Source organism: Pseudomonas sp. yb_2 (assembly GCF_043103905.1).
GTDB lineage: Bacteria > Pseudomonadota > Gammaproteobacteria > Pseudomonadales > Pseudomonadaceae > Aquipseudomonas > Aquipseudomonas alloputida.
In genome coordinates this window covers 1-1,115 of sequence record NZ_JBICKH010000078.1, presented here as the reverse complement: position 1 = coordinate 1,115, position 1,115 = coordinate 1, and the positions used below count along the sequence as shown (strand labels likewise).

Sequence of the window (1,115 nt, the reverse complement as noted above, 5' to 3'; positions counted from 1 at the left end):
CCGCCTTCACGGATAGCGAAGCGCAGACCGTCTTCCATTGCGATGGTCTTGATCAGGGTAACAGTCATCTGAATGTTGTCACCTGGCATTACCATTTCAACGCCTTCCGGCAGTTCGCAGTTACCGGTCACGTCAGTGGTACGGAAGTAGAACTGTGGACGGTAGCCTTTGAAGAACGGAGTGTGACGGCCGCCTTCTTCCTTCGACAGGACGTAGACTTCTGCGGTGAACTTGGTGTGCGGCTTGACCGAACCTGGCTTGACCAGAACCTGGCCACGCTCAACGTCGTCACGCTTGGTACCACGCAGCAGAACGCCGCAGTTCTCGCCAGCACGACCTTCGTCCAGCAGCTTGCGGAACATCTCAACACCGGTGCAGGTGGTGGTGGTGGTGTCACGCAGACCAACGATTTCCAGCGGATCCTGAACGCGGACGATACCACGCTCGATACGACCGGTAACAACGGTACCACGACCCGAGATCGAGAATACGTCTTCGATCGGCATCAGGAACGGCTGGTCGACGGCACGAACTGGCTCAGGGATGTAGGCATCCAGAGTTTCTACCAGCTTCTTGACAGCGGTAGTGCCCATTTCGTTGTCGTCTTTGCCTTCCAGGGCCATACGAGCCGAACCGATGATGATCGGAGTGTCGTCGCCTGGGAAGTCGTAGGTGGAAAGCAGGTCGCGAACTTCCATCTCGACCAGTTCCAGCAGCTCAGCGTCGTCTACCAGGTCAGCCTTGTTCAGGAAGACCACGATGTACGGAACGCCTACCTGACGGGACAGCAGGATGTGCTCACGGGTTTGCGGCATCGGACCATCGGCGGCCGAGCAAACCAGGATCGCGCCGTCCATCTGGGCAGCACCGGTGATCATGTTCTTCACGTAGTCAGCGTGACCTGGGCAGTCAACGTGAGCGTAGTGACGAATGTTCGAGTTGTACTCGACGTGAGCGGTGTTGATGGTGATACCGCGCGCTTTTTCTTCCGGAGCCGAGTCGATCTTGTCGAACTCAACGACTGCCGAACCGAAAACTTCGGAGCAGACGCGAGTCAGAGCTGCGGTCAGAGTGGTCTTACCGTGGTCAACGTGGCCGATGGTGCCGACGTTAAC

General features: G+C 57.5%; 1 protein-coding gene. It reads right to left on the bottom strand.

Annotation, left to right across the window (positions count from 1 at the left end; translation table 11 throughout):
- A partial coding sequence (gene tuf, locus ACF8FB_RS22010; protein ID WP_392511977.1) for an elongation factor Tu occupies positions 1-1,115 on the bottom strand: 1,115 nt, incomplete at both ends.